This window comes from Vibrio inusitatus (assembly GCA_024346935.1).
Classification (GTDB): domain Bacteria; phylum Pseudomonadota; class Gammaproteobacteria; order Enterobacterales; family Vibrionaceae; genus Vibrio; species Vibrio inusitatus.
Map to the genome: position 1 here is coordinate 2,427,261 of AP024878.1, position 19,169 is coordinate 2,446,429.

Below are 19,169 nucleotides of genomic sequence, written 5' to 3' on the forward strand. Positions count from 1 at the left end.
TATTGATCAGAGCGAGATTTTCATGAAAGTCGGCATTATCGGCGCGATGGAACAAGAAGTTGCCATCCTAAAACAATCTATCAACCAAATGAAAGAAGAGAAAAAAGGTGGCTGCACCTTCTTTTCTGGCGATATCGATGGTGTTGAAGTCGTTCTACTTCAATCAGGTATTGGTAAGGTCGCGGCATCGGTAGGTACGACGCTGCTGATCAGTGACTACCAGCCTGACGTTATCATTAACACGGGTTCTGCGGGCGGCTTCGATTCGACGCTAAACCTAGGTGATGTCATCATCTCGACAGAGATTCGTCATCACGATGCTGATGTAACTGCATTTGGTTACGAAATTGGCCAAATGGCTAGCCAACCAGCGGCATTTAAAGCGGATGAGAGCCTGATCAATCTAGCGCAATCTGCACTAGACAAAATGAGCAACAAGCACGCAGTTCATGGCTTAATCTGTACTGGTGACACCTTCGTATGCACAGCTGAAGCCCAGCAAAGAATTCGCACTAACTTCCCTTCAGTTATTGCCGTTGAAATGGAAGCCTCTGCTATTGCTCAGACCTGTCATCAATTTGATGTACCATTTGTTGTGGTTCGCGCTATTTCTGATGTTGCAGACAAAGAGTCTCCAATGAGCTTTGAAGAGTTCTTGCCTCTAGCAGCAGAAAGCTCTTCTGAAATGGTGCTTAACATGTTGTCATTGGTTAAAACTGCATAATGAGTCTGCTGTACTTTATCGATCTGTTTGGTACCGCTATCTTTGCGATTTCTGGGGTACTGTTAGCAGGTCGATTAAGAATGGACCCTTTTGGGGTGATGGTACTGGCATCGGTGACTGCCATCGGTGGCGGTACTATCCGCGATATGATGCTTGGTGCAACTCCGGTCTTTTGGATCGGTGATACCAGCTATATCTGGGTAATTATTATTACCAGCTTAATCACCATGCTGATTGTGCGACGCCCTAAGCGTGTAGCTTGGTATCTACTACCAGTGTGCGATGCGATAGGGTTAGCTGCTTTCGTCGGTATCGGCGTTGAAAAAGCGCTGACTTACCAAGACTCTCACTTAATTGCGGTGATGATGGGCGTATTAACGGGATGTGGCGGTGGTATCTTGCGTGACATTCTCGCTCGAGAAATCCCTATGGTACTTCGAAACGAAGTCTATGCTACTGCATGTATGGCTGGAGGAAGCATGCACGTTGGGCTGCTGATGTTCGGACTAAGCAATACTAACTCTATGCTAGGCGGTATTGCAGTCACTCTATCAATACGCTTGGCCGCTATTCGTTGGCATCTATCCTTACCGACCTTTGCCCTCAATCGCTAACAAGTTGAAGCTTAACGCTGACAACACTACACTGTCAGCTATCTATTCCAAATATTCACTACTTAATCATGCTACTCGAAGGTATCGAAACACTGCTGGTGCTAAATAAAGAAAAAACCATGAGTCGCACTGGTTCTCAGCTTTATATTAGCCAATCAGCCGTAAGCAAACGCATCGCGAATCTTGAAAAAAAGTTAGACAAAAAACTGGTCGAACCCGACGGCAGACTCATTCGCTTAACACCAGCAGCTGAAGCATTAATTCGCAATGTCGGCCCGACCTTTATCGAACTGCAAGGTCTAATTAGTGACGAACAAAGCCTATCATCCGAAGCTATCATCAAAATGGACTGCTCAGAAACCTTGCTGTCAGGTTATCTATCTAAAAAAGTAGAGTGCTTTCGTGCAGTAGATAGAGCTCTATCCATTACGACTAACCATACGCCAAGAATCGTAGAGAATGTGCAGTCAGGCAGAGCAACATTAGGCTTGTGTGCAGGGTACCTGCCTAAACGTCATGGTTTGAAAACCTTCCATCTGTTTGATGAGTCTTTCTTTGTCGTCAATGGCAGCAATCTAACAAAGCTACCATCAGGCCTTATTTGTAATGACCTGACCAACCCAGCCAATACCTATCAGTTAGAGTTTTTAAGTACGCTAGGGGTATCACCTTTGATGGAAATGGACTCATATACCGCTGCGGCTAGACTTGCTCTGGGCGGATTTGCTCCTGCTTTGATCCCTCTATCAATCATCAAGACACTCAACATAGCACCGCAACACATATTCGAATTTAAAGAATTGCGGCCGTTAGTGCGTCCTGTTCATCTTTGTGTTCGCGCTAAATCACTTAAAAATGAAAGAGTGAAAATACTGATTGAAACCATTGCTGATGTTGTTCCCAAAGCAGCTTTAGAGCCATCGTCATTGACATAAAGATGACCAATGGACGAATCCATTTTTGCCCCTTGGATACCACGACCTTAGCGCCAAATCGAGCACCAATAAATCCGCCAACAGCCATGACGAGACCAATTTTCCATATAGGCAAACCTGCAATAATAAAAAAAGTCAGCGCGGCAATATTCGATGTAAAGTTCAACACCTTAGTTCTGGCGGTAGCCTCCACCAGTGAAAAATGTCCGATAGCTACAAAACAAACCGTAAAGATTGAGCCCGTTCCTGGTCCAAAGAAACCATCATAAAATCCAACACCACCACCGATCATCAAGGCAAACATCGCCTCAGACATTGTTTGTTTACCAGCAGATTCACGAGTCTGTGGTGCCAATAAAAAATACAGAGAAATCAAAATCAGTAGCGCAGGAATAAGACTGGTTAGAAGGCTGGCATCAACAAACTGTACCGCTTCAGCGCCTATTGCTGCACCAATAAAAGTACAAACAATCGCAAGACGCATTTCTTTCAGGTTAACCAAGCCATTACGAACAAAATAAAAGCTAGCAGAGAAACTGCCAAATGAGCTCTGAAGCTTATTCGTCGCAAGCGCTTGCGTTGGAGGCACACCTGCTGCCAATAAAGCAGGAAGTGTCAGAAGCCCACCACCACCAGCCATAGCATCGATAAACCCTGCTAAGCCGGCAACAAAAAATAAAAATGTAAGAACTTCGAAGCTGACTTCCATGTATGAAGGGGCCATTTAATAATGTTAGAGCAATACATTATCATTGTGACTGAGGTCACAATAGCGAATTCTACGCAAGCAACTCATTCCTAAAATTCATCAATGTGAAAACAAAAATAACACGCAGAAAAAAGCCCGCATAAAGCGGGCAAATGAGGTTGTCATGGCGGAGGCTATACCCCCGCCTATTTATTATTTTTAAATCGTTTTTACGCTAGGCTAGCTTTAACCTTTGCATGCAGCTCTTGTACTGAAGTTACGCTAGTCTTAGCGTCCGCAGTGTGACCCATACAAGTCGCAAATGCCGCATTTAGTGTTGTGGTGTAGTTCACCTTCTCAGCTAGAGCGCCACGACGAAGTACTTTAGAATCTTCAATCGCTTGACGGCCAGCAGCAGTATTCACAATGTAGGTGTACTCATTGTTCTTGATACGGTCAAGAATATGAGGACGGCCTTCGTGTACCTTGTTTACTAGACGCGGGTTAATACCAGCTTCACCAAGGATTACTGCTGTACCGTGAGTAGCATCTAGTTGATAGCCAAGTTTAGTTAGCTTAGATGCTAGGTCAACTACGCGCTCTTTGTCGCCTTCACGAACAGAAAGAAGTGCACGACCACCTTCAGGGTAAACATTACCACAACCTAGCTCAGCTTTAGCGTAAGCCTCTGCGAACGTTGCACCCACACCCATTACTTCACCAGTAGAACGCATTTCTGGGCCCAATAATGGGTCAACACCAGGGAACTTGTTAAACGGAAGTACTACTTCTTTAACTGAGTAGTATGGTGGGATGATCTCTTTGGTAAAGCCTTGAGCTTCTAAAGATTGTCCTGCCATTACACGTGCTGCAATTTTAGCAATTGGAGCGCCAGTCGCTTTAGAGACAAACGGTACGGTACGTGCTGCACGAGGGTTAACCTCGATTAGGTACACTTCGTTGTTCTTAACAGCGAACTGCGTGTTCATTAAGCCACGAACACCTAGTTCAAACGCTAGCTTTTCAACTTGTTCACGCATTACATCTTGGATTTCCTGGCTTAGCGTGTAAGCCGGAAGTGAACATGCAGAGTCACCTGAGTGAACGCCCGCTTGCTCTATGTGCTCCATGATACCGCCGATAACAACGCGTTCACCATCACAAATTGCATCTACATCTACTTCTACAGCATCGTCTAGGAAGCTATCAAGAAGTACTGGAGATTCGTTAGAAACGCTTACTGCTTCGTTAAAGTAACGGCGTAGATCTTGCTCGTCGTATACGATTTCCATCGCACGGCCACCAAGAACGTAAGAAGGACGAACAACCAGCGGAAAGCCAATTTCGCGTGACTTTTCAATCGCTTGTTCCATCGTCGTTACAGTTGCGTTCTGAGGCTGTAGTAGACCAAGACGGTCAACAGCTACTTGGAAACGCTCACGGTCTTCTGCACGGTCGATTGCGTCAGGGCTAGTACCGATAATAGGTACGCCAGCAGCTTCAAGAGCACGAGCCAGTTTCAGTGGCGTTTGACCACCGTACTGAACGATAACGCCTTTAGGCTTCTCAACACGAGCAATTGCTAATACATCTTCCAGTGTCACTGGTTCGAAATACAGACGATCAGAGGTATCGTAGTCCGTTGAAACTGTCTCAGGGTTACAGTTAACCATGATAGTTTCGTAACCATCTTCACGTAATGCTAGTGATGCGTGAACACAGCAGTAGTCAAATTCAATACCTTGGCCGATACGGTTTGGACCGCCACCAAGAATCATGATCTTGTCTTTATCAGTTGGGTTTGCTTCACACTCTTCATCGTAAGATGAGTACATGTAAGCAGTATCAGATGAGAACTCAGCAGCACAAGTATCAACACGTTTATAAACAGGGTGGATATCATACTGGTCGCGTAGGCGACGAATTTCGCTTTCCGCTACACCTAAAATCTTAGATAGACGAGCATCAGCGAAGCCTTTGCGCTTCAGTTGATTTAGAACGTCTTTGTTCAAACCTGCAAAGCCGTTTGCTTTAACTTGTTGCTCTAGTTTCACTAGGTCTTCAATTTGAACTAGGAACCAACGGTCGATTTGCGTCAGGTTAAATACGCCATCTACAGACATACCAGCGCGGAATGCATCCGCAATGTACCAAATACGCTCGGCGCCAGCTTCTTTAAGCTCGTGACGAATCTTAGTCAGTGCGTCTGGTGCATCTAGGTCAACCATCTCGTCAAAGCCCGTTGCGCCAACTTCTAGGCCACGCAGTGCTTTTTGTAGAGATTCTTGTTGGTTACGACCAATCGCCATAACCTCACCAACAGATTTCATCTGTGTGGTTAGACGGTCGTTAGCACCAGCAAATTTCTCAAAGTTAAAGCGAGGAATTTTAGTAACTACGTAGTCGATAGTTGGTTCGAATGATGCAGGAGTTGCGCCGCCAGTGATGTCGTTCATCAACTCATCTAGTGTAAAGCCTACAGCCAGTTTCGCTGCAATCTTAGCGATTGGGAAACCTGTTGCTTTCGAAGCTAGAGCTGAAGAACGAGATACACGTGGGTTCATCTCGATGATAACCATACGGCCATCTTTCGGATTGATACCAAACTGTACGTTTGAGCCACCTGTTTCTACACCGATTTCACGAAGTACCGCAAGAGAGGCATTACGCATCAATTGGTATTCTTTATCAGTCAGCGTTTGAGCTGGAGCCACAGTGATTGAATCACCAGTATGGATGCCCATTGGGTCAAAGTTTTCAATCGCACATACGATGATACAGTTGTCGTTTTTGTCACGAACCACTTCCATCTCGTACTCTTTCCAACCGATAAGAGATTCATCGATTAGAAGCTCGTTGGTTGGAGATAGATCCAAACCACGACGACAGATTTCTTCAAATTCTTCTTTGTTATAAGCGATACCGCCACCTGTACCACCCATGGTGAACGATGGACGAATGATACAAGGGAAGCCAACCATGTCTAAAACTTTGTAAGCTTCTTCCATTGTTTTCGCTGTATCAGCAGTTGGACACTCAAGTCCAATTGATTTCATCGCTTTATCGAAGCGTGAACGGTCTTCTGCTTTATCGATAGCATCTGCCGTTGCACCAATCATTTCGACACCGAACTCTTTAAGAACACCGTGCTTTTCAAGATCTAGGGCACAGTTAAGTGCAGTCTGACCACCCATAGTAGGTAGAACTGCATCAGGCTTCTCTTTAGCAATGATGTTACGTACTACTTCCCACTGGATTGGCTCGATGTATGTTGCATCAGCCATCTCTGGATCAGTCATGATAGTTGCAGGGTTTGAGTTGACTAGAATTACTCGGTAGCCTTCTTCACGAAGTGCTTTACACGCTTGTGCGCCAGAGTAGTCAAACTCACACGCCTGACCGATTACGATCGGGCCAGCACCTAAAATTAGAATGCTTTTAATGTCATTACGTTTTGGCATTTTTCTCTACTCCAACTTACGCTTTGTGTTCTTTAATCAGGTCAATGAAATGGTCAAATAGCGGCGCTGCGTCATGTGGACCAGGACTCGCTTCTGGGTGACCTTGGAAGCTAAACGCTGGCTTATCGGTGCGGTGAATACCTTGCAAAGAGCCATCAAATAGTGATTTATGCGTTGCGCGTAAGTTAGCTGGTAGTGTTTCTTCATCAGCAGCAAAGCCGTGGTTCTGAGAAGTAATCATCACTACATCACGATCTAGGTCTTTAACAGGATGATTGGCACCGTGGTGACCAAACTTCATCTTCACTGTTTTAGCACCAGAGGCCAAAGCTAGGATTTGGTGACCAAGACAGATACCGAAAATAGGTAAGCCTTTGTCCAAGAAAGTCTGTGTTGCTTCAATTGCATAAGTACATGGAGCTGGGTCACCAGGACCATTCGAAAGGAACACGCCGTCAGGGTTCATAGCGAGTACTTCTTCCGCAGAGGTTTCCGCAGGAACTACTGTTAGGCGGCAACCACGGTCAACAAGCATGCGTAGGATGTTGCGCTTTGCACCGAAGTCGTAGGCAACAACGTGATATGGCAGTTCTGAGTCATCTTTCGCTTCAGGAAGACCACCCGTGAGCGTCCACGAACCTTGTTTCCATTGATACGCTTCTTTTGTTGTAACCTCTTTCGCAAGATCCATTCCTTTTAGGCCAGGGAATTCTTTTGCTTTAGCAAGAGCTAGAGCTTCGTCAAGGTTGTTACCAGCCACAACGCAACCGTTCTGCGCACCTTTCTCACGTAGAATACGAGTTAGTTTACGCGTATCTATGTCTGCAATGCCGACAATGTTTTGAGACTTAAGGTAATCAGAAAGGGTTTGTTCGTTACGGAAGTTAGAAGCGATAAGAGGGAGATCGCGAATCACAAGGCCTTGAGCATGAATTGAAGTAGATTCTTCATCTTCGGAATTGGTTCCGGTGTTGCCTATGTGAGGGTAAGTAAGAGTAACGATCTGTTGAGAGTAGGAAGGATCAGTAAGAATTTCTTGGTACCCCGTCATCGAGGTATTAAAAACAACTTCTCCAACAGCAGAGCCTACAGCTCCAATCGCTACACCGCGGAACACAGTCCCATCTTCAAGGACTAATATTGCTGGCTTATTCAAGACAACCTCCAAACAAATAAATATGCGAAATTAATAAATTAAATTTCAAGTACCTATCTCTATATGAGATAGATCACATTTGCTGAACTCAGACAAATTGGCGGTATTCTAATGAGGCACCACACTATTGTCAAATAAACGGCAGATAAAAACTAAACTTTTTAACCATCATCTATTGTTTACATTATGAAACCCGTAAAACCCAGACTTAACCTTACTTTCTTAGTGTGAAAACCGCAGAAACCCTATCAAAGGCACTGATTTCCCCTCTACTATCACAGAAATACGATCCAAAAAAAATAGCAAACGTTAACCCGAATAGTTAACCATTAAAAACAATCAATTTTATGCAAATCCAAGACCAAACCACAGAAAACAACATTAAAGTTTACTAAAATTTGCTTTTAGACCGTTACAAAATTTGAAGCAAAAAAAAACGCCAGCAAATGCTGGCGTTTATTTAGATATTATTCAAATCGAGCACATCGGTCATGCTATATAACCCCGCTGGCTTGCTTCCTAACCATAAAGCGGCTCTGATTGCACCATTGGCAAATGTCATTCTATCGGTTGCTTTATGGGTAATCTCCACACGCTCACCTACATCCGCAAACATTGCGGTATGTTCACCGACAATATCGCCAGCTCGGATAGTGGCAAAGCCAATTTCATCACGACTTCTTTCGCCAGTGATGCCTTCGCGTGCATAGACTGCAACATCCGAAAGTTCATTTCCCATAGCATTAGCAATGGCTTCGCCCATACCAATCGCTGTGCCAGATGGAGCATCTACCTTATGACGGTGATGCGCTTCGACAATTTCAATGTCAGTGTAATCACCCATTACCTTGGCTGCTTTTTCAAGAAGCTTAAATACTAGATTAACGCCCACACTAAAGTTTGGCGCCATAACAATAGAAACGTCTTTAGCATATTCGCTAATCTGTTGCTTTTGAGACTCACTAAAGCCTGTCGTTCCAATGACAATGGCCTTACCGTGTTCTTTACACAACTCTAAGTTCGCTAACGTATTCTCTGGTGCAGTAAAATCAACAATTACATCAAATTTATCGACAACTTTGCTGAAACCGTCAACTAATGCGACGTCAAGCTTTCCTTCACCACTCAACTCACCAACATCAACACCAATCAAAGAAGATTGTGGACGTTCATTGGCTGCACCAAGGGTTGCTTGTTCCATGATATTTGTTGCTTTAACTAAGTTACGGCCCATACGGCCTGCCGCTCCGGCAACTGCTATTCGCACCACTACGCTAGTCTCCATTATATAAAGCTGAGGGTAACTTAATGTATCTGAATCACACTTTGGAATCCAGCCAATTCACATCTATACCAATCACACTAAGTAAGTGTTCATAAATAGCGCAGAAAAAACACTCGAGAACAAGGCAGAATTTTTCGATAAGTAGTTATTCTACAATCAAAAATCCTAAAGCAGTTGTCGAGTATTTTGGCCAGCTAGAATAATCAGTTATTTGGTACGATTGGTATCAATCGCAAAAATGTTGGATCACCGCTTTCACTACTGGAACGTTAGCTTCAGGAAAGGCATAGCTAGCTAATTCAGGTACGGTGACCCACTGCCCTAGTTGCCCTTCTTTACCGTAAGGCTTACCTTCAAAACTATGAATTAACAAGAAATCAAAGCTCAGCGACTTATCGGTATAGTCAAAATCAAAATGCTGGAATGACTCACTGTGTAAACCCTGAATACCAATCTCTTCGAATAGCTCTCTTTCTATAGCATCACTAATAGATTCATTATCTTCTACTTTTCCTCCAGGAAACTCCCAGAAGCCACCTTTGTGGGCACTATCAGGGCGTTTTGTTATATATACCTGTGTCTTTTCTGGATTAAAGATAATTCCAGCAACAATATGTACTCTCTTCATTTGCTCTCCTTTTCAGGCAAAAAAAGAGCCGCTAAAGCGACTCTTCTTAGTATATCCACAATTACCTAAATGAATAATTAAGCAATTTTACCATGGCACTGTTTGTACTTCTTACCAGAACCACATGGGCAAGGTTCATTACGACCAACCTTTTGCTCATTACGAACAGGTGTTTGAGTCGCCGCTTCAGATTGTTCGTCATCTGCTAACTGGCTTTCAGCTGTTTGATGTTGAGCTTGCGCCATACGCGCAGCAGCTTCCGCTTGAGCTTGACGCTGAGCTTCCATGCGTTCAACTTCTTCTTGCTGTTGTACGCGAACCTTACTAAGGATAGTAATCACGTCTGTCTTAAGAGTTTCTAATAGACCCTCAAACAGCTCAAATGATTCACGCTTATATTCTTGTTTCGGGTTTTTCTGTGCATAGCCACGCAAGTGAATACCTTGACGTAGGTGATCCATTGCCGCCAAGTGTTCTTTCCAAAGCCCGTCTAGAGACTGCAGCATGACAGACTTTTCAAAGTTACGTAGCACTGATGCACCAACAACCTCTTCTTTCTGCTTGTACACTTCAACCGCAGTATTCTGGATCTTCTCACGCAATGCTTCTTCGTAAAGTTTGTCGTCTTCGTCTAGCCAAGTTTGAATTGGTAGGTCTAGATCGAAATCTGACTTCATTCGTTTTTCAAGGCCTTCGATGTCCCACATCTCTTCTAAAGATTGAGGCAAAATGTATTCATTGATTGTGCTATGAACTACGTCTTCACGGTTTTGCTCAATCATCTCGCTGATGTCGTCAACTTCCATCAACTCATCGCGCAATTCGTAAACCACTTTACGCTGATCGTTGGCAACGTCATCGTACTCAAGGAGCTGCTTACGAATATCAAAGTTGCGGCCTTCAACTTTACGTTGTGCCTTTTCAATAGAGCGAGAAAGCATCTTACTCTCAATCGCTTCACCTTCATCCATTCCAGACTGAATCAAGCCTGCCATGCGCTCTGATGTAAAGATACGTAACAATGAATCTTCCATCGATAGGTAGAAGCGAGACGAACCTGCGTCACCCTGACGACCAGAACGACCACGTAGCTGGTTATCGATACGGCGAGATTCATGGCGCTCAGTACCAATGATGTGCAAACCACCAGACTCTAATACAGCGTCATGAACTTGTTTCCACTCTTGTTTGATCTTCTCGACTTGCTCTTCAGATGGGTTGTCTAGCGCTTCAATTTCCGCTTTCCAGTTACCACCCAATACGATATCGGTACCACGACCAGCCATGTTCGTTGCGATAGTGACCGCACCTGGCATACCTGCACCGGCAACAATCTCAGCTTCACGTTCATGGAATTTTGCATTCAGAACGTTATGCTTGATTTTCGCTTCTTTCAAAGCATTCGATAGAAGCTCTGATTTCTCGATAGATACGGTACCCACTAATGATGGTTGTCCCGCGACTACACGCTCTTTGATATCTTCAATAATAGCGGCAAATTTCTCTGCCTCAGTACGATAAACCACATCAGGCATATCGTTACGAACCATAGGCTTGTTGGTTGGGATAACCACTGTTTCTAGGCCATAGATAGACTGGAACTCAAATGCTTCAGTATCTGCAGTACCTGTCATACCTGATAGTTTGTCGTATAGACGGAAGTAGTTCTGGAAGGTAATCGATGCCAGCGTCTGGTTTTCGTTTTGGATCTTAACGCCTTCTTTCGCTTCAACAGCTTGATGAAGACCTTCAGACCAACGACGACCTGGCATAGTACGACCAGTGTGCTCATCAACGATAACCACTTCGCCTTCTTCGTTCACAATGTAATCAACATTGCGCTCAAACAATACATGTGCTCGAAGTGCAGCATTCACATGATGAAGTAGACTGATGTTGGTTGGAGAGTAAAGTGTATCACCCTCTTCCATCAGACCGTTCTTAACCATAAGTTCTTCAACGAACTCTTGGCCCGTCTCAGTTAGATAAACTTGCTTAGACTTCTCATCTAAAGTGTAGTGACCATCACCACGGTACTCTTCGCTATCCTCTTTATCTTGTTTCTCAAGATGTGGAATTAGCGTATTAATGCGGGTGTAAAGATCAGAGCTATCTTCTGCAGGACCCGAAATAATAAGTGGAGTTCGAGCCTCATCGATTAGAATTGAGTCAACCTCATCGACGACTGCAAAGAAACGCTCACGTTGCACGCGGTCTTCGCCACGAAATGCCATGTTGTCACGTAGGTAATCGAAACCGAACTCGTTGTTTGTTCCATACAGAATATCTGCTTGATACGCTTCTTTCTTCGCTGGAGGCGCCATGTTTGGCACGTTCACACCGACTGTCATTCCAAGGAATTCAAATAGTGGACGGTTAGTCTCGGCATCACGGCTTGCCAAGTAGTCGTTCACAGTAACGATGTGAACGCCTTTGCCTGTTAGAGCGTTTAGGTATGCCGGTAGTGTTGCAGTTAGGGTCTTACCCTCACCCGTACGCATCTCAGCGATCTGGCTATCATTTAGTACCATACCACCAATAAGCTGCACGTCGAAGTGACGCATGCCGTATACACGCTTTGACGCTTCACGTACGGTTGCAAATGCATGAGGTAGTAGTTGCTCTAGAGTTTCTCCTTGCTCTAGACGCTGACGGAACTCAACCGTTTTAGCTTTTAGTTCTTCGTCACTTAGCTTTTCGTAATCTGGTTCGTAGCTATTGATCTCTTTAACGATCTTACGAAGACGGCGAAGAGTACGGTCGTTTCGACTGCCAATTACCTTTGTCAGTAGCTTAGTTATCATTGTTATCGTTTCTCTTGTTGTGGATCGCTGAGATCCAAAATACTTGTTCAGCTTGTCTATCTATTAAGCGAGTGCTAATTATATTGAGTTCAAAGCAAGCAATTTCAAGCTTCAAGCTAGATTTAATGCGCTCTAGTGTATGAAATTTTGATGTTGTCCACCATTAGAAACTGGTTTAGTTTGAACAAGCTTCTACTTTTTCCTGCGTATTGACTAAAGATAAAGCGAATCAAAGGCCGAGGCGTGATAAAATTACCCTGTTACCCTTCATTAAGGCATAGCTGTGCGAGACCATAGACCGACACTCACTGAAGACGTTATCAAGAACACCAAACTTGGTTCAATCCAAGAGCATGCTGCTACCATCAATAAATTGAATAACACCGTTCTTGATTTACTTCCAAAAGAGATCAGGCGTTATTGTCGTGTAGCTAACTGTCGTGGTAGTCAGTTAATTCTAGAGGTCGCAAATGCCTCGATCATGATGAAGCTTAACTATGACCGCTTGTACTTACTATCCCAATTGAGACAGCAAGGCTTTGCCCGTCTTATTAATATAGAAGTAAAGGTATGTCCCGACCTCTATAAAAGCGATCAATTGTTCGTTGCAGAGAAACAAGCCCCTTCTCGTCCTCCGCTATCACAAAGCACAGCAGATAATTTGAATATGCTAGCCGAAATGGCTCCAGACAAGATCAAACAACGATTACAGAATATAGCGAAGCTCGCAGAGAAGTAGGATATTAGCTTTCAGCCTAACCTTGATACACACCTCGGATATGACATTCTAGTAGGCATTGAAATACATACGCCAAACAAACCGTCGTCCTCGAGCACTTCTATCGGGGACCTCTTATAGAAACAGATGCCCGATAAGAGCACTCGGGCACGACGAAGCCTCGAAAGTCAGGCTATCAGCTATCAGTTAAGAAAATCAGATACAAAAAAAGCAGCCATTGGCTGCTTTTTTATTAGAATACTTTCTAGGTAGCAATTACGCTAGAACCATATTTGGTTCAGCAAATGCCACTGGTGAGCCAGCTTCTTCTTCGAAGGTAGCCCATTCCCATGCTTCTTGGTCAGCAAGAACGGCACGAAGAAGTTGGTTATTCAGGCCATGACCCGATTTGAATGCACGTAATTCACCTACGATAGGAGAACCACACATGTACATATCACCAATAGCATCAAGTACTTTGTGAGTTACAAACTCATTAGAGAAACGTAAGCCGTCTTCGTTAAGAATTCGGTATTCGTCCAATACGATTGCACAGTCAAAGCTACCGCCTAGACATAGGTTTTGAGACTGAAGGTACTCAATATCACGCATAAAACCAAAAGTACGAGCGCGAGAGATCTCTTTGACGAATGATTTCGAAGAGAAATCGAACAACATGTGTTGCTCATCTGAATCGATCGCTGGGTGCTCAAATTCGATCTCAAAATCCAGGCGGAAACCGTCATAAGGAACAAGTTCTGCCCACTTATCACCATCTTCTACACGAACTGGTTTTTTGATTCGAATGAAACGCTTAGCTGCATTTTGTACCTGGATACCCGCTGATTGCAGCAAGTATACGAATGGGCTAGCACTGCCATCCATAATAGGGATTTCAGGTGCATCTACCTCGATAATAATATTATCGATACCCATACCAGCAAGCGCGGCATTCAAGTGTTCAACGGTAGAAATGCGCACGCCTTCATCGTTAACAAGAGCTGTACAAAGCATTGTATCGCGTACAGAGTTAGCATCCGCAGGGAAGTCCACTGCAGGTTCTAGATCTGTTCTACGGTAAATAACACCTGTATTAGTTGCTGCAGGGCGAAGCGTTAATGTCACTTTGCGCCCAGAGTGCAGTCCCACTCCAGTTGTTTTGACAATCTCTTTTAAAGTACGCTGCCTAATCATGCAATACCTCTCATTAAAGCAAATTTGCTAGCTGTTTATCAGCTTGGTCGCACATCCTACCAGTTTTTTGACAATTGTCAAAAAATTGAACAATTAGTCGGCTTGGTTGCGCAAAAACGCCGGTATATCAAGGTATGCACTCTCAGTTTGACCTGAGTTTACTGCCTGCTGTCCCGCACCACTTGCTGGACGAGACACCGTTGGTTCAGTTTTTGGCTTAACCGCTGCTGGTTGAATCTTCATTTCTGGTTCTGCCTTCGTTGCTACTGCAACGCGGGGCTCAGGAGTCGTAACCGCTTTAGGTTTAGACGCTGCACCAACCAAAGTAATCTCAGGTTTCTTCTCGTTGCCGATACCTGTTGCAACAACAGTCACACGGAATTCGTCAGACATGTCAGGATCTAAAGAAGTACCAATAACAACTGTAGCATTGTCTGACGCGAATGCCTTAACTGTGTTACCCACAATCTCGAACTCATCCAGACGCATATCCATGCCCGCAGTAATATTAACAAGTACACCACGTGCGCCAGCTAAATCGATATCTTCTAGTAGAGAGTGAGAAATAGCGGCTTCTGCTGCTTCTTCTGCACGATCTTCACCAGTAGATATGCCACTGCCCATCATAGCTTGACCCATCTCAGACATTACGGTGCGAACATCCGCGAAATCGACGTTGATCATACCAGGACGAGTAATCAATTCTGCAATACCTTGTACCGCATCTTTAAGAACGTCATTTGCATAACCAAATGCTTCCAAAAGGGTCACATTACGTCCGTACACCTTAAGTAGCTTCTCATTTGGAATAGTAATCAACGAATCAACATGCTTTGAAAGCTCTTCGATTCCTTGCTCTGCAAATGATAGACGTTTTTTGCCTTCAAAACCAAATGGCTTAGTCACGACAGCTACTGTAAGAACACCAAGCTCTTTAGCAATTTCTGCAATAACAGGAGCTGCGCCTGTACCTGTACCACCGCCCATACCTGCTGCGATAAATACCATGTCGGCACCCGTTAGTATTTCTTTGATTGCTTCACGGTCTTCAAGTGCTGAATCACGACCTACCTGAGGGTTCGCACCCGCACCTAGACCTTTAGTGATATCTGTACCAATTTGAATAACAGAACTCACGCTAGTTTTACGTAACGCCTGTGCATCGGTATTAACACTGATGAATTCTACGCCCTCAATGGACTCGCGCACCATATGTTCTACGGCATTACCGCCGCCACCGCCAACACCAACGACCTTAATTACGGCTTCGTCATTCATTTCCGTCATCGGTTCAAACATGTGCTTTCTCCGTTTTCCTGTTTATCCAGGTTAAAATTCTTTTTGTATCCAATTACGCATTTTGCTGAACAGGCCAGTTAGAGAGGACTGTTTCGGTTCCGAATACTCGCCTTCATCATTAAAACTGCTGTCTTTGCCATAATGCAATAAACCAACTGCCGTAGAGTGGTACGGCTCTTTTACGTAATCTGTTAAGCCTTTTACTTCTGTAGGCTTACCGATTCTAACTTGATTGCCAAATACGCGCTCTGCACATTCAGCTAAACCTTCTATCTGCGATGCGCCACCGGTTAACACGATACCAGCGGCGATGTGATGGTGTTTGACACCATTTTCTCGCATTTTGTTTTGAGCGTTTTCAATCGCTTGGTTTATTAAACCCATAAGCTCAGTATAACGCGGTTCTATCACTTCAGATAAGGTTTGTCTTTGTAAACTGCGAGATGGACGACCGCCAACGCTAGGAACGTTAACTGTGTCATCTTTGCTCACCAGTTCACTCATAGCACAGCCATATTTGACCTTGATTTCTTCGGCATCGTTAATCGGAGTACCAAAGGCAAACGCGATATCACTCGTTACAGAATTACCTGCGTAAGAAAACACTTCTGTGTGACGCAATGCACCACCAGTCCAAAGCGCTACATCCATGGTACCTGCGCCGATATCTACGACACATACACCCAGTTCTTTTTCATCTTCAGTAATAACTGCATCACTTGCCGCAAGACCCGAGAAGACTAATTGCTCAACCGTAAGCCCACAACGCTCTACTGCCTTGATAACATTGCGTGCCATATCGTTATGACAAGAGATCATGTGCACGCTCACTTCCATACGTACACCTGAAAGCCCTAGTGGATTTTTGATCCCACCAAGGTGATCGATTTTAAACTCTTGTGGAATAACATGCAGGATGCGTTCTTCTTCACCAATTTTGATAGAACGAGCAGTATGAATAGCACGATCCATATCTTCTTGAGATACCTCTTCATCAGAGATAGTGCCCATGCCTTTTTCAATGCGGCTGGTAATATGCTGACCTGAGATGGATAGATACACGTTGGTGATTTTATGCTCAGCCATCAGTTCAGCTTGATTCACTGCTCGTTCAACTGATTTGATCACAGAGTCGAGGTCATTCACCCCACCTTTATCCATTCCACGGGATGGACTGCTACCAGCGCCAATAATGTTGATTTGTCCGTCTGGAAGAATTTCGCCTACTAGCGCTGAAACAGTCGCTGTACCGATATCCAGACCAACAATCAGGTTGTCATCCGTTCCCTTGGTCATTACTACTCTCTTGCCTTTGGTCTTCCGTTAGCCAGCCAATGGCGGCTCCGGTGTCATATCTTAAATCTATATAACTGATCTGTTGAACTCTCTCATCCATGTGGTGATATAGGTCAACAAACCTCTGAATTCTTTCTTCTAATGCATCTTTACCTAATTCAAGGCGGATGCCATTGTCTAATATCAACTGCCAAGCATGTCTATCATTCAGCACTACTGAAGTGATCTGTAAGCCGAGACTAGTAAATTGCGGCTTAATTTCTCGCCAAGTGTCTAGCACCTTTTCACTTTCGGTCTCAGGGCCATAAAGCTTAACGATTTCTTGGTCTTGTTGGTGCAACTGCCCAACATCGGCATAAAATATCTGACCGTTACTGTTTAGAAGCGCATTACCATTCCAAATTGCTGCTGGGTGGTGCTCCATCAAAAACACCTTAATGGTGTTTGGCCATTGCTTACGAATGGCGGCACTCGCAACCCAAGGCAGAGATTCAACAGCTGTTTGCAATTGATTAACATCCTGAGTCATAAATGTGCCGAATGGATGAATATGCGATAACACACCCTGCACATCAGTGCTGTGCACATATTCAAGTTCACCTTCAAGGACAAATTGAGAAAGGGGGAGTCGTCCACTGTCTCGCATCCATGCAACTGTGGAAAAAATACCAAACACAATCAAAGCGACTACGAACATTAAAAAACTCGCATCAACCCAAGAAAATTTGAACCTAGGCCTTTGTTTATATTCGGTTTCGACGTCTAATGTAGATTCCATTTTTGTAATGTCGTCGACTTCCTAATTAACGGCACATAACCCTTTACAGGCAAGTATAACTATTGACTGATTATACTTGCCCGACATTATCTTTCCATAGCAATAACGGATATTTCGATCAGGAAACTAGCTTTTTTGCATTGCTCTGATGTTAAGTTCTAACTTTTCCAACCTTTTAGCAACCTTTCCTACATCACCAGCGCCCTGAGTGAGAACAAGATCACCTTCTTGCAACAAGTTGGCTAGCACTTTCGGTAGTTCATCCTGTTCTTTAACAAAGATAGGTTCGATACGCCCTCGGCTTCGAATAGTGCGACATAAAGAACGTCCGTCAGCCCCTGCAATAGGTCCTTCCCCAGCAGAATAAACGTCGAGCATCAGCAGTACGTCAACTTTATCCAAAACATTGGCAAAATCATCGTAAAGATCGCGAGTACGGCTGTAACGGTGTGGTTGAAATACCATTACCAAGCGCTTATCCGGCCAGCCAGCACGCGCAGCATCAATGGTGACATCAACCTCACTAGGGTGATGACCGTAATCATCCACCAGCATGGCAGTACCATTACCCGTTGCAAATTCGCCTAAATGCTCAAATCGACGCCCCGTACCTTGAGTTGCTAATAAAGCGGAAAGAATTGCTTCATCAGAGATATCATCTTCGGTCGCAACTGCAATCGCAGCTGACGCATTCAGCGCATTGTGCTTACCTGGCATGTTTAGCGTGATCTCAAGGTCATTTCTACCTTCACGTTCTACCGTAAAGAAGCTCTGTTGCCCTTGCTGACGATAATTCACGATCTTAACGTCTGCATCATCAGCAAAACCATAGGTAATGATCTGACGGCTGATAGTTGGCAACATCTCACGAATAACTGGGTCATCAATGCACATTATTGCTTGCCCATAGAATGGCAATTTATGTAGAAAGTCGACAAAGGTTTGCTTCAGTACTTCAAAGTCACCACCGTAAGTATCCATATGGTCGGCTTCAATGTTAGTGACGATCGCTACCATAGGCTGTAGGTGCAAGAAGGATGCATCACTCTCGTCAGCTTCAGCAATAAGAATACGGCTTGAACCTAAGCGAGCATTGGTTCCTGCACTCTTCACTAGACCACCGTTAACAAACGTAGGATCTAAACCGGCCTCAGAATAAATCTGAGTCACCAAAGCAGTAGTTGTTGTTTTACCATGAGTCCCCGCTACTGCAATACCGTGACGGTAGCGCATAATCTCAGCAAGCATCTCTGCACGACGCACAACCGGAATACGCAAAGACTTAGCAGCAACAAGTTCTGGGTTACCCTGATCTATAGCCGTAGATACAACAACCACGCTGGCGTTCTCGACGTTGCTCTGGTCGTGACCAATGAAAATGGTCGCACCCTTACTCTGTAGTCGATCTGTCACTGCATTTTGACTAATGTCTGAGCCGGAGATGGTGTAACCTTCGTTCAGCAATACCTCTGCGATACCGCTCATACCCGCACCGCCTATACCGACGAAGTGAATGCTTTTCACGCGTCTCATCTCAGGGATCATAGCTCGGATGTGCGCCAAATCTTGTTTGTGTTCGATTACCATAA

The 19,169-nt window shown here is 44.4% G+C and carries 15 protein-coding genes; 4 read left to right on the forward strand and 11 right to left on the reverse strand.

The window, feature by feature from the left end:
- Positions 1-22 precede the first annotated feature (22 nt).
- The 3 genes from mtnN (at position 23) to OCU48_RS11140 (ending at position 2,273) form a co-directional block, all read left to right on the forward strand.
- Positions 23-724 (forward strand): 5'-methylthioadenosine/S-adenosylhomocysteine nucleosidase, encoded by a 702-nt coding sequence (gene mtnN / locus OCU48_RS11130; protein ID WP_141344961.1) that lies wholly within the window; start codon positions 23-25, stop codon positions 722-724.
- A complete protein-coding gene (locus OCU48_RS11135) occupies positions 724-1,338 on the forward strand; it encodes a trimeric intracellular cation channel family protein (RefSeq protein WP_141344960.1) in 615 nt (204 codons plus the stop codon). The genes mtnN and OCU48_RS11135 overlap by 1 nt, the downstream gene beginning before the upstream one ends.
- Before the next feature lie 68 nt (positions 1,339-1,406).
- On the forward strand, positions 1,407-2,273 hold the full coding sequence (locus OCU48_RS11140; protein WP_141344959.1) for a LysR family transcriptional regulator: 867 nt from the start codon (positions 1,407-1,409) through the stop codon (positions 2,271-2,273).
- Here OCU48_RS11140 and OCU48_RS11145 read toward each other — a convergent pair.
- From OCU48_RS11145 to secA, 6 genes are all read right to left on the reverse strand, one after another.
- Positions 2,188-2,982: a TSUP family transporter gene (locus OCU48_RS11145; protein WP_141344958.1), complete on the reverse strand. Its 795-nt coding sequence runs from the start codon at positions 2,980-2,982 to the stop codon at positions 2,188-2,190. The two genes, OCU48_RS11140 and OCU48_RS11145, sit on opposite strands and share 86 nt — an antisense overlap.
- 209 nt (positions 2,983-3,191) lie before the next feature.
- Positions 3,192-6,422 (reverse strand): carbamoyl-phosphate synthase large subunit, encoded by a 3,231-nt coding sequence (carB, locus tag OCU48_RS11150; protein ID WP_141344957.1) that lies wholly within the window; start codon positions 6,420-6,422, stop codon positions 3,192-3,194.
- A 16-nt stretch (positions 6,423-6,438) separates the two neighbouring features.
- Entirely contained in the window at positions 6,439-7,578 is a 1,140-nt protein-coding gene (carA, locus tag OCU48_RS11155; protein WP_141344956.1) for a glutamine-hydrolyzing carbamoyl-phosphate synthase small subunit, read from the reverse strand.
- Between the two features lie 460 nt (positions 7,579-8,038).
- Entirely contained in the window at positions 8,039-8,863 is an 825-nt protein-coding gene (dapB, locus tag OCU48_RS11160; RefSeq protein WP_208727111.1) for a 4-hydroxy-tetrahydrodipicolinate reductase, read from the reverse strand.
- 226 nt (positions 8,864-9,089) lie between these two features.
- Entirely contained in the window at positions 9,090-9,491 is a 402-nt protein-coding gene (gene mutT / locus OCU48_RS11165; protein WP_141344954.1) for an 8-oxo-dGTP diphosphatase MutT, read from the reverse strand.
- A 77-nt stretch (positions 9,492-9,568) separates the two neighbouring features.
- The gene (gene secA / locus OCU48_RS11170; protein WP_141344953.1) at positions 9,569-12,295 is read right to left on the reverse strand and encodes a preprotein translocase subunit SecA; all 2,727 of its coding nucleotides are present in this window, start codon (positions 12,293-12,295) and stop codon (positions 9,569-9,571) included.
- A gap of 283 nt (positions 12,296-12,578) precedes the next feature.
- On the opposite strand from secA, the gene OCU48_RS11175 reads away from it, so the two are divergent.
- Entirely contained in the window at positions 12,579-13,034 is a 456-nt protein-coding gene (locus tag OCU48_RS11175) for a DUF721 domain-containing protein (protein ID WP_141344952.1), read from the forward strand.
- Between the two features lie 255 nt (positions 13,035-13,289).
- On the opposite strand, the gene lpxC is transcribed toward OCU48_RS11175, so the two are convergent.
- From lpxC to murC, 5 genes are all read right to left on the reverse strand, one after another.
- Positions 13,290-14,207 (reverse strand): UDP-3-O-acyl-N-acetylglucosamine deacetylase, encoded by a 918-nt coding sequence (gene lpxC / locus OCU48_RS11180; protein ID WP_141344951.1) that lies wholly within the window; start codon positions 14,205-14,207, stop codon positions 13,290-13,292.
- Between the two features lie 93 nt (positions 14,208-14,300).
- Positions 14,301-15,506, reverse strand: a complete 1,206-nt coding sequence (gene ftsZ, locus OCU48_RS11185) for a cell division protein FtsZ (RefSeq protein WP_141344950.1) — start codon at positions 15,504-15,506, stop codon at positions 14,301-14,303.
- Positions 15,507-15,536: 30 nt separating this feature from the next.
- Entirely contained in the window at positions 15,537-16,802 is a 1,266-nt protein-coding gene (gene ftsA / locus OCU48_RS11190; protein WP_119009693.1) for a cell division protein FtsA, read from the reverse strand.
- Positions 16,783-17,580 (reverse strand): cell division protein FtsQ/DivIB, encoded by a 798-nt coding sequence (locus tag OCU48_RS11195; protein WP_141344949.1) that lies wholly within the window; start codon positions 17,578-17,580, stop codon positions 16,783-16,785. The genes ftsA and OCU48_RS11195 overlap by 20 nt, the downstream gene beginning before the upstream one ends.
- Positions 17,581-17,706: 126 nt before the next feature.
- On the reverse strand, positions 17,707-19,167 hold the full coding sequence (gene murC, locus OCU48_RS11200) for a UDP-N-acetylmuramate--L-alanine ligase (protein WP_141344948.1): 1,461 nt from the start codon (positions 19,165-19,167) through the stop codon (positions 17,707-17,709).
- Between the last annotated feature and the right edge of the window lie 2 nt (positions 19,168-19,169).

Bases quoted from the DNA above. Each gene is read 5' to 3' on its own strand.
- OCU48_RS11140 (WP_141344959.1), top strand. From the start codon at position 1,407: ATGCTACTCGAAGGTATCGAAACACTGCTGGTGCTAAATAAAGAAAAA.
- ftsZ (WP_141344950.1), bottom strand. From the start codon at position 15,506: ATGTTTGAACCGATGACGGAAATGAATGACGAAGCCGTAATTAAGGTC.
- mutT (WP_141344954.1), bottom strand. From the start codon at position 9,491: ATGAAGAGAGTACATATTGTTGCTGGAATTATCTTTAATCCAGAAAAG.
- murC (WP_141344948.1), bottom strand. From the start codon at position 19,167: ATGGTAATCGAACACAAACAAGATTTGGCGCACATCCGAGCTATGATC.
- carB (WP_141344957.1), bottom strand. From the start codon at position 6,422: ATGCCAAAACGTAATGACATTAAAAGCATTCTAATTTTAGGTGCTGGC.
- OCU48_RS11135 (WP_141344960.1), top strand. From the start codon at position 724: ATGAGTCTGCTGTACTTTATCGATCTGTTTGGTACCGCTATCTTTGCG.
- secA (WP_141344953.1), bottom strand. From the start codon at position 12,295: ATGATAACTAAGCTACTGACAAAGGTAATTGGCAGTCGAAACGACCGT.
- dapB (WP_208727111.1), bottom strand. From the start codon at position 8,863: ATGGAGACTAGCGTAGTGGTGCGAATAGCAGTTGCCGGAGCGGCAGGC.
- OCU48_RS11145 (WP_141344958.1), bottom strand. From the start codon at position 2,982: ATGGAAGTCAGCTTCGAAGTTCTTACATTTTTATTTTTTGTTGCCGGC.
- ftsA (WP_119009693.1), bottom strand. From the start codon at position 16,802: ATGACCAAGGGAACGGATGACAACCTGATTGTTGGTCTGGATATCGGT.
- mtnN (WP_141344961.1), top strand. From the start codon at position 23: ATGAAAGTCGGCATTATCGGCGCGATGGAACAAGAAGTTGCCATCCTA.
- lpxC (WP_141344951.1), bottom strand. From the start codon at position 14,207: ATGATTAGGCAGCGTACTTTAAAAGAGATTGTCAAAACAACTGGAGTG.
- OCU48_RS11195 (WP_141344949.1), bottom strand. From the start codon at position 17,580: ATGGAATCTACATTAGACGTCGAAACCGAATATAAACAAAGGCCTAGG.